8 protein-coding genes are annotated in these 8,913 nt (G+C 37.8%); 1 reads left to right on the top strand and 7 read right to left on the bottom strand.

Annotated elements, in window-relative coordinates; genetic code table 11:
• The 7 genes from L652_RS0100865 to L652_RS0100830 all read right to left on the bottom strand — a co-directional run.
• Positions 1–836, bottom strand: an 836-nt coding sequence (locus tag L652_RS0100865) for a diguanylate cyclase (protein WP_024595013.1), incomplete at its 3' end; no start/stop codon positions are given.
• 5 nt (positions 837–841) lie between these two features.
• Positions 842–2,731: a methyl-accepting chemotaxis protein gene (locus tag L652_RS0100860; RefSeq protein WP_024595014.1), complete on the bottom strand. Its 1,890-nt coding sequence runs from the start codon at positions 2,729–2,731 to the stop codon at positions 842–844.
• A gap of 255 nt (positions 2,732–2,986) precedes the next feature.
• Positions 2,987–4,243 carry a sugar MFS transporter gene (locus L652_RS0100855; RefSeq protein ID WP_024595015.1) on the bottom strand — a complete coding sequence of 419 codons (1,257 nt, stop codon included), beginning with the start codon at positions 4,241–4,243 and terminating at the stop codon, positions 2,987–2,989.
• 88 nt (positions 4,244–4,331) lie between these two features.
• Complete coding sequence (locus L652_RS0100850; RefSeq protein WP_024595016.1) at positions 4,332–5,222, bottom strand: transporter substrate-binding domain-containing protein; 891 nt, start codon at positions 5,220–5,222, stop codon at positions 4,332–4,334.
• A 78-nt stretch (positions 5,223–5,300) separates the two neighbouring features.
• On the bottom strand, positions 5,301–5,813 hold the full coding sequence (locus L652_RS0100845; RefSeq protein ID WP_024595017.1) for an RNA methyltransferase: 513 nt from the start codon (positions 5,811–5,813) through the stop codon (positions 5,301–5,303).
• Positions 5,813–6,325, bottom strand: coding sequence for a YcgN family cysteine cluster protein (locus tag L652_RS0100840; RefSeq protein WP_004334734.1), 513 nt, complete (start codon positions 6,323–6,325; stop codon positions 5,813–5,815). Before L652_RS0100840 ends, L652_RS0100845 begins: the two co-directional genes overlap by 1 nt.
• A gap of 97 nt (positions 6,326–6,422) precedes the next feature.
• On the bottom strand, positions 6,423–8,264 hold the full coding sequence (locus L652_RS0100830; RefSeq protein ID WP_024595018.1) for a DUF885 domain-containing protein: 1,842 nt from the start codon (positions 8,262–8,264) through the stop codon (positions 6,423–6,425).
• A 154-nt stretch (positions 8,265–8,418) separates the two neighbouring features.
• On the opposite strand from L652_RS0100830, the gene L652_RS0100825 reads away from it, so the two are divergent.
• Positions 8,419–8,913, top strand: a 495-nt coding sequence (locus L652_RS0100825) for an amidohydrolase family protein (RefSeq protein ID WP_024595019.1), incomplete at its 3' end; no start/stop codon positions are given.

Here is an 8,913-nt window from a genome sequence, read left to right as displayed (position 1 = left end):
CCGCCATAACGGGCCTTTAACGCAGTTGCCAAAAATTGAGACTCAAGAAGTTTGGTAAATTCTATCAATACCGTATCACCAAAATCGTGGCCATGCGTATCGTTTAAAGATTTAAAATTATCTAAATCAATTAACAAAATTGAAAAAGGTAAGTACTGCTCTGGGCGTGTTTGAGCAAGCTTTAAAAAATGAGAGGTAATAAAACGCCTATTTGCTATGCCAGTAAGGGGGTCAGTATAAGCATCTTGTTTTTGCTCTAGCGTAATATCGGCAATAGCCATGTGTCTTTTATGCCTAAAATACTCACCAATAAATGAGAATAAAAACACCATAGAAAAGGACGCTATAAAACGTGTTTTTTCTACGTTGCCATAGCTAACTTGACCAAAGTCAGGGCCGTATAAAATAACAATACAAGAAAACAGTAAGGTACAGCCTAACCAAGCACCTAATCTTACCCCTAAAGATGCAAACGTTACGACAGGATAAAACATTAGCCAATATAGCGCGGTATTATCTTTACCGCCGGTATAAACAAGTGCAACAAACATCATGCACACAATGCTCATACTTATTAATGCCACAACTTGCAGGTTACCCGTTTTTATAAAATAGATAGAACAGCTTATATTTGTAATGTTAACGATTATTAATGAAGCGGTCAGTAGTGGCGAATAAAGCTTATAATTAAAAAACACTAATACTGCGATCACCACAATTGAAATCCCAATCATGGTAAATAAAGAAAACGCTTTGCGTTGCATGTCTGAGCTATAAACACTGTCGATATTTATTAGACTGAGCCAATTTGGTTTATTCACATTTTTTTTAGTCATTAATTTTATACTTTAAACTTTTGAACCATATTTTCTAAAGCACTAAACTGTTGTTTTAGTTTGGTACATTCGTCAAGCGTGTCATTTAAGTTGGCCTTGCCTTGTATACAAAGCGAATTAATTGTTTGAATATCTGTATCTAATAACTTAACAACTTGGTTTTGTTCGTCTGTTGCAGTGGCCACAGAGTGATTTGCATCGTTAATTTGTTGAATCGCTTGTATAACATGGCTCATTAAATTGCCAACAGCATCGGCTTGTTGCACGCTTTTTTCACTGCCTTCAAGGCTTGTTTTCATAAGCTCTACAGCAAGGTTTGAGCCTTTTTGCAACTGACTAACCGTGTCTTCAATCTCTTGCGTTGACTGTTGAGTGCGGTGCGCTAATTGGCGAACTTCATCTGCTACAACGGCAAAACCGCGTCCCGCCTCTCCTGCTCTAGCGGCCTCAATTGCGGCATTAAGTGCCAATAAATTAGTCTGCTCGCTTACACCTTTAATAACTTCAAGCACTTGGCCAATACTGGCTGTATGCGTATTTAAACTGTTTATAGTTTGCTGAGCTTTTTCCATATTACCCGAGAGCTGGTGGATAGTTGTAACACTGTGACTTAATGCTTCTTGGTTTTGTGTTGAATGTTCATCTGCATTTTTAGCAAGCTGCGATGCACTCTCTGCATTACTTGAGATATCCATTGATGTAGCTGAAAACTGGTTGATAGCCGCTGCAACACTATCGGTTCGTTTACTTTGATCATCATACATAGACAGCGAAGAATGTGTTTGTGATACCAAGCTCTCAATAGCTGTATCTAATTGCTTTGTAGACTCTTTTACTTGTTCTATTGAATGCTGAATTTTTTCGATGAAAATATTAAATGAATAGCTTAAATCGCCAAATTCATCGTCGTTTTCAACGGTTAAACGCCTTGTTAAATCGCCCTCACCTTGTGCTATATCTTTAATAGCATCGTTTAAACGATTCATTGGCTGCATTAAATAGCGTAATAAAAGCTGCATCATAATTATAATAGTGATAATTCCTATCACCATAAAAACAGCTGCGGTTTGGCCAAAATTAGAGACACTGGCATACGCTTTATCTTTGTCTATAACAACACCTAGGTACCAATCTACGTTTTTAATACCACTAATTTTTGTAAACGAAATAAGCTTAGACTCTCCGTTTATCTCGTACTGGGTAAACTCACTTTGTAAAGGCGTATTGGTGCCAAAGATGTCTGATGTATTTTTTAAGTTTAACTGAGCATTTGGATGGCTTAACACTTGGCCTTTGTTATCGAGTAAAAAACCATAACCGAGTCCTAAAAAGTCAATATCGTTGATAATTTTTGTCACGGTCTGCATATCAATATCGGCACCTGCAACGCCGCTAAACTGACCATTTTGGAGTATGGGTACTACCGCTGAAATTGTAAGCTCGTTAGTGGTTACATCAATATAAGGAGTTGTAAAAGCGGTATTTGATTTGTTTTCAACTAATTTATACCAAGGACGAGAAGTCGCATCAAAATCTGCAGGTAATACAACCGTTTGATCGTTTAATATAAACGTGCCGCTGGATTTACCTATATACGTATTTTTAAAGCTTCCAGCAAGCTCTGCTGTATTTAGTTGTGAAAGGGTGAGTGCTTTAGAATCATTAGCTTTATGGGTTTTAGCAATTGATATAACAATCGCCAACTTTGCATTTAACCAACTCGCTATATTTTGTGAAACAGATTCGGAATTTTGTTGCAATACCAAGCTTAACTGCTGCTCGGTTTGCTTGCGCATCGCAATGTAGTTATTAAAAGTAAATAACCCTAGCACCAAAACCAAAATTAAGGAGGCTGCAATAGTCACTTTGGAAGTAAATTTCAACGAGTTAAGCATATACACCCTTTTTATTATTTATCGTTATTAGCCTTACTGTTTTAGCAAAAATTTAGCTAAATGTCCTAGTAAAAGAGACTTACAGTTAGGTTATTGATGAAAAATAAGAATAAAGGATTGTAAAACAAAAGGCTTTCGTGGGTAACTGGCTAATATTAAATAATTAATGACTAGATTTATTTTTTATGGAACGTTCCCATTAAATATAGCTTTATAAGTGACTGAATACGTATTCAGTCACTCTTGTATAGTCTGTTATTTCCACTTATTTGCTAAGCGAACAACATTTAAACCATACCATGCAATAAATACATAACATAACATTGGAACAAAAAAGCTTTGCTGTATATTTACTGTATCAGCTATAAACCCTTGCAGTAATGGTACAAGTGCACCACCAACAATTGCTAAACATAACCAGCCAGAACCTTTGCTCGTCAATGATCCTAGTCGCTCGATTGCAACTGAAAATATAGTCGGGAACATAATTGAGTTAAATAAACCAATTACCAATACTGAGTATAAAGCGACGTCACCTTGAGTAAAAATAGTGATCAATAATAGCGCAATAATACTAAATGCATTAAACGCTATAGCTTTAGAAGGTGCTATCTTTTGTAATAATACAGAGCCTATAAAACGCCCTACCATTGCCCCGCCCCAGTAATAACTAATAAGTGCGGCCGCAGTATGCTCTTCAAGCCCTGCTATGTGCGCCTCACCAAAGTAGTTAACTAAAAAGCTACCAATGGCAACTTCCCCGCCTACGTAGCAAAATATAGCAAGTACACCCATAGTTAGGTGCGGTGCTTGCATTAACGAACGAGATTCAATTGCTGTATTATTTTCCTCTTTGTGGGCTTCAATTTCTGGAAGCTTTATAAAGGCAAATACAATAGCGATAAGCAATAAAGCGCCAGCAAGCATTAAATAAGGCACTTTTACAGATTCAGCAGTTGCTGCCGATGCGGCTAAACTACCTGCCGTACCGAAAAATAATAAACCACCAACATAAGGCCCAACGGTAGTACCAAGCGCATTAAGTGCTTGTGCTAAATTTAGACGAGAAGAAGCTGTTTTTTCACTGCCAAGAGCTGCAACATAAGGGTTAGCAGAAACCTGAAGTACAGTTACACCAGCAGCAAGTACAAATAAAGCGCCTAAAAATAGCCAATATTCATGTACTACAACAGCAGGGTAAAACAACATACACCCCATTGAAGCCACAATTAAACCAGTTAAAATTCCTTTTTTGTAACCAAATTGCTTAACTAAAAGCCCCGCAGGAATAGAAACAATAAAGTAAGCCCCAAAAAAGCAAAACTGTACTAGCATCGCTTCAAAAAAGCTCAAATCAAATACGCCTTTTAAGCGTGGTATTAGTACATCGTTTAAAACAGTAATAAAACCCCATAAAAAAAATAGGGTCGTCATTGCAGTCAGTGGAAACAGATAATTTTTATTTGGCTGTTCGTTGACCGCGAATGATTGGTTTGTATTTATTTCACTCACGTCGTTTTCACTCCATTAACAAGTTGAAAACGATTTTACATGTTTAAATATAAATTAGTCAGCGCACTTATGGAACGTTCCAGTGGCGTTATTCACATTGCGTGTTGGTCGCTCTAACAATTCGGTCTATTTCGCCACTGTTATTAAACTGATAAAGCCCTTCGTTTATATCCTCTAATACTAAAAGCCAATTATGTGCACGCTTACTAATGGCAAAATATAACGAGTTATATTGCAAAGGAATGCTTTCTTGCTCAATGGAAGAAAGCAAAGTCTGTTTTTCAGGTTTAGTTAAAGAGGAGTAAGCCACAGATGATTTCAAAGCTTGAGGATCGCCTATAACCAAATCAACACGTTTAGCAGTCAGTAGCTTAACAAGCTGTAAGTCATCAACAGAGGCGATAACTTCAAACTCACCATTGTCCATCATGGCATCAAACTCTGGCGTATTTTGATACCCTCGAACAACACCAATCTTAAGCCCTTTGAGCGAGTTCAAGTTTCCTGTGAAATGGTCTGTATCGCCTTTCCTTTTTAAAAAAGCAATTTCGCCACCTTTAAACGAATTAGATAAGCCGAGTAATTCTCGACGTGTTTTACCATCAACATAATCGGAGGGGGCTGTATCTTCTATAAAGTATTCAGGCATTAGTATGTCAGCCCTGCCTAGTTCTACATTTCGTACCGCTCTTGCCCAAGGCAAAAATTCAATATATACGCTGTAGCCCTTACTATTTAACAAGGCAATTGAAAATTGATAAACCCAGCCTTTATTACATACATTATTACCAATATAAGGAGGCCAATCGAGTGTGGCTAGATGAAGTGTTTGTTTGGAGTTTTTAGCTTCATAGAGCACCCCTGATTTATGGGAATGCCCAGTTAAAGTGTGTTGAGTACCATTTTGAAAATACTCAACCGATGTTTCAGCAAAACTATTACTAGTTGTTAGCAATAATATAAAATAAAACCAGCGCATTTTAGTATCTATTTGTGATTAATAGTGTTTTTAAGTTTAGCTACTACTAACACTTTTGCACAAATAAACCTTAACTAATCAGCTTTTTTGCCACCTCATTTTATTGTTTGTATCACGAGAGCTAATAATAGTATCGTCACTACTCTCAACGCCGCCTAATTTAGCTAAGCGGTCATACAAAACTACATTACAGGTTGCCGCTAAATTCATACAGCCAATAGTTGGAATATATACCACTTCATCACACCACTTTAAGACGTCTTTTGATACAGAACCATCTTCGGGGCCAAATACATAAAATGCATTTTCAGGATGTTTAAACTCAGGTAAAGGTGTTGCACCTTCAATAAGCTCAATAACCACAACCGTTGCGCCTTGTGGCTTTATTGCTTCTAAATTATCTGTTTCGGTTAAAGGAATACGCTCCACTACATTTTTTGTATCTGTATGGAACTTTTTGGCGTTTAAGTAGCGATTGCCTGTAAAAAAAACTTGTTTAGCGTCATAACAGCCAGCTGCTCGCAATACACCGCCAACATTAGTCGGGCTTTTAGGATTGATTAAACCAATTACGGCTTGTTGTTTACTCATTAATCTACGTCCTTTGTTGGCCATTCTGCAATGTACAAATCAAAGTCGTCGAGCTTTACATCGCAATCTTTTACTGTTTTGTCTTTTACAGAAATACCTAGCTCATGCATCTTTGTTTTATCACCATTATTTAATAACGGATGCCAAGAAGCCAAACCACGACCTTCATGTAAACGACGGTAACTGCAGCTTTGTGGCATAAAAAAGATGTCTTTAAGGTTTTCTTTTGTGAGTTTTACACAAGAAGGAACAAGCGTTTGGCGGTTTTCATATTCGCTACAACCACAGGTGTTGTTATCGAGATACTGACATACAATATTAGTAAATATTAATTGCTCACCTTCGCGTAACTGATCGGTGGCGGTAAATTCGTCTTCATCTTCGCTATCAATAAACGTATTTAAACAACATTTTCCGCATCCATCACAAATGGCTTCCCATTCGTTTTGACTCATGTCGCTTAAGCTTTTTTTAAGCCAAAATTGTGTATTTGCTAATTGTTGATCAAACATAGTTTACTCGTGCCCCCTAAAGAGCGCGCATTCTACCGTATTGCTGTAAATGGCGCAAAGCCAATACCCTTTCAAAGTACTGGCTTTGCGCTACAAATTAGCTTTGAGATTTAACCCAACGCTTAATTTTTTCCTCTAGGATTGGCATTGGTAATGCGCCATCAATTAATATTTGCGTGTGAAACGCTTTAATATCAAATTTATCACCGAGTTCTTTTTTAGAAAAATCACGTAATTCTTGAATTTTAAATTGCCCTAACTTGTAAGAAAGCGCTTGTCCTGGCCATGCAATATATCGCTCTACTTCAGCAATTACATCACTTTTAGCCATAGATGAATTTGCAAGCATGTAATCTATACCTTGTTGACGCGTCCACCCTTTTGCATGAAAACCAGTATCAAGCACTAAACGCATTGCGCGTAATTGCTCATCCGATAAACGTCCATACCACATATAAGGGTCGGTAAATAAGCCTAGCTCTTTGCCTAAGCTTTCTGCGTAAAGCGCCCAACCTTCTGCGAACACGGTATAGCCACCAAATTTACGAAAATCAGGTAAGCCCTCTATTTCTTGCTGAAGTGCTATTTGAAAGTGATGACCTGGGGCTGCTTCGTGAATCGATAAAGTTTCGAGTAAAAATTTAGGCTGCGCTTTTAAGTTATAAGCATTGATATAAAAAATACCAGGGCGAGAGCCATCAGGCGCCGGAGATGCATAGGATGCACCTGCTGCCGACTGCGCTCTGTAGGCTTCAACTGCTTTTACAACGTAAGGTGCTTTGGGTGCTATGTTAAAAAGTAGAGGTAAACGCGCATCTATTTTTTTCTTAACGTTTTCATATGCCGCAATTAACTCCTCGGGCGTGTCGTAGTAAAATTCATCTGAATCGCGTAAATGATCAAAAAATTCAGATAGCTCACCTTTAAAGCCTACGGTTTCTTTTACTTTTTTCATTTCGCTTAAAATGCGCGACACTTCACTTAAACCAATGTCATGAATTTCGTCTGCAGATAAGCTAAGCGTCGTGTTTTTCTTAATTTGGTATTCGTACCATGCTTTACCGTTTGGTAAGTCACTGTAACCTACGCTTTCTCGACTATTAGGAATATATTGATTAGCTAAAAAGTCACTCATACTTTTATAAGCCGGTACTAAGTGCTGCATAATCAATTGACGATACTGCGCTGTAATTTTTTGCTTTTGTTGTTCGCTAAACGATTCTGGTAATTTTTTAACTGGTCTCCAAAATAATGAGTCTTCGGCATTTTTAACTACATGAGCTGCAAATTGTGGCTGTAATTTTTCAGCAAGTGGTTTTGGTAACGTAATACCTAGTTTGATGCCTTGCGCCATTGAACGCTCTACACTTGCAAGCCACTTTACAAAACCTTCGCTACGCGAGATAAAAGCGGTGTAATCTTCAACGGTATTAAACGGCTGAGCACTTTGACCTGAACCAAAACCTGCAAAGGTGTTATGCGCACCCGCCATTTGATTTATTGGTAGTAAATAATCAGGGAACTGCATGCCTTCTAATTTAAGTGCAAGGTCACGCTCTAATATTTCAAAACTTAAAAGCGATTGCCCTGTTAACTGTGCTTTATCTATAAAGTTTAATCGCTGTTGATATTTTTTATAAAAAGCGGCTTTTTTTGCTCTATTTTCTTTTGAAATCACAGGCGTGAATTGATCGTTAAACTCATTACGACCATTGTACGTTGCGCTGATGGGGCTATATGTGAGCGATTCATCGTAATACTGTGCAACAAGTACATCGAGTTGTTGCTCTGCTGAAAGCTCTGAAACAATACCTGCTGATGCGTTAACTGTGTTTAACTGCGTACTGGTATTAGTCTGTGTACTAAGCTCAGTATTCATACAGCCACTTAAAGCAAACATAACGCCACTGGCAACTAATGCTAATTTAATTGATTTCATGATAATCCTTTTTAATATCGTTTTTTAATTATGCGCATTAAACCGTGCTTAATAAAGAAATTACGATAGATTGCATTCATCGTATTAAATTTGCACTTTTATCTGAACTTGTTACATTTCTATTAATTCAAATATGATTTAAAAGAAAAATAAAATGAAAAAACAACTACTCAGCACCTCTATTGCCTTACTTTGCTTAACCACTTTTAATAGCCATGCAGTTACATACCTATCGGCTAAAGCCATGGTTGATGTTAAAGATGGCAAGCTCATTAAATCACCCTTAATTACTATTGATGATGGCGTAATTACAAACATTGAACAAAATAAAAAACCAACGCTGACTAAAGATGATAAACACATTCAACTCCCTGATTTAACCCTTATGCCAGGTTTAATGGATATGCATGTGCATTTAACGAGTGACCCTACGGTGCCGCGCAGTGAGCGTTTAGGCCAGTCAGTTCCTAGAATGGCGATTAAAGCGGCTCATTTTGCTAAAAAAACCTTAGAAGCTGGATTTACAACAGTACGTAATGTTGGCGCAGAAGGTTACAGCGTCATAGCCGTGCGTGACGGCATAAATGCGGGTGACATAGTTGGCCCTCGTATTTGGGCTGCAGGCCCATCACTCGGCATTACTGGCGGG

Source organism: Pseudoalteromonas sp. TB25, assembly GCF_000497995.1.
GTDB lineage: Bacteria > Pseudomonadota > Gammaproteobacteria > Enterobacterales > Alteromonadaceae > Pseudoalteromonas > Pseudoalteromonas distincta.
Note: the sequence above shows the minus strand (reverse complement) of the source record. Positions and strands in the feature narration are given on the sequence as shown.

Coding starts and splice junctions, on each gene's coding strand:
- L652_RS0100860 (WP_024595014.1), bottom strand. CDS start 2,731: ATGCTTAACTCGTTGAAATTTACTTCCAAAGTGACTATTGCAGCCTCC.
- L652_RS0100850 (WP_024595016.1), bottom strand. CDS start 5,222: ATGCGCTGGTTTTATTTTATATTATTGCTAACAACTAGTAATAGTTTT.
- L652_RS0100845 (WP_024595017.1), bottom strand. CDS start 5,813: ATGAGTAAACAACAAGCCGTAATTGGTTTAATCAATCCTAAAAGCCCG.
- L652_RS0100840 (WP_004334734.1), bottom strand. CDS start 6,325: ATGTTTGATCAACAATTAGCAAATACACAATTTTGGCTTAAAAAAAGC.
- L652_RS0100830 (WP_024595018.1), bottom strand. CDS start 8,264: ATGAAATCAATTAAATTAGCATTAGTTGCCAGTGGCGTTATGTTTGCT.